Source organism: Devosia chinhatensis, assembly GCF_000969445.1.
Taxonomy (GTDB): Bacteria; Pseudomonadota; Alphaproteobacteria; order Rhizobiales; family Devosiaceae; genus Devosia; species Devosia chinhatensis.
On the sequence record NZ_JZEY01000063.1, the window covers coordinates 1 to 513 of the forward strand.

Annotated in this window: 1 protein-coding gene and 1 pseudogene; one reads left to right on the top strand and one right to left on the bottom strand. The window is 65.1% G+C overall.

The genetic code is table 11. From position 1 onward, the window contains the following. Positions 1-22 precede the first annotated feature (22 nt). Positions 23-181: a hypothetical protein gene (locus VE26_RS18150; RefSeq protein WP_160297864.1), complete on the bottom strand. Its 159-nt coding sequence runs from the start codon at positions 179-181 to the stop codon at positions 23-25. Positions 182-325: 144 nt separating this feature from the next. On the opposite strand from VE26_RS18150, the pseudogene VE26_RS18560 reads away from it, so the two are divergent. Further along, a pseudogene (locus tag VE26_RS18560) lies at positions 326-513 on the top strand (hypothetical protein); the annotation flags it as partial.

Below are 513 nucleotides of genomic sequence, written 5' to 3' on the forward strand. Positions count from 1 at the left end.
AAGAGGCACCGTCGCCGGTGCCTCAGCGGGGCGTGCCGCCGCGGTGGGCGACGGGGAGCGCGGCAGGGATGGTGATGTCCTTGACAGCCAGGATCGGGGGCGATGGACAGGCATAGAGGCGCTCGATGCGGTCGATGTCGACGGCGTAGGATGACTGACCATTGGCACCGGAGACGCGCATGCCGGCGCCTGTGAGGGGTATGGTATACTCGCCAGGGCGGCAGACGACCGCGGCATTGAGTCCGTCACCGGGCGAGCCGAGAGGTCCACGCGCGAAAGGGGCAATGGCGATGTCGAGGGTGTCGAGACCACGATCACCGGCCTAGTGCGTGACCAGGCCAAGACCGATGCCGCGAAGGCGGCTGTCGTGGTGTTTTCCGAAAGAAGCGGCGATGTCGACAGCGACTACTATCTGGTCAATCACACCGCGCTGACCTTCCTCATCAACGAGGACGGGACGGTCCAGGGCACCATTGCCTATGAAGAGGCCAGCGATACCGCGCTCGCCAAGAT

Excerpts from the sequence above, each read along its gene's own strand:
- VE26_RS18150 (WP_160297864.1), bottom strand. The coding sequence starts at position 181 with ATGCGCGTCTCCGGTGCCAATGGTCAGTCATCCTACGCCGTCGACATC.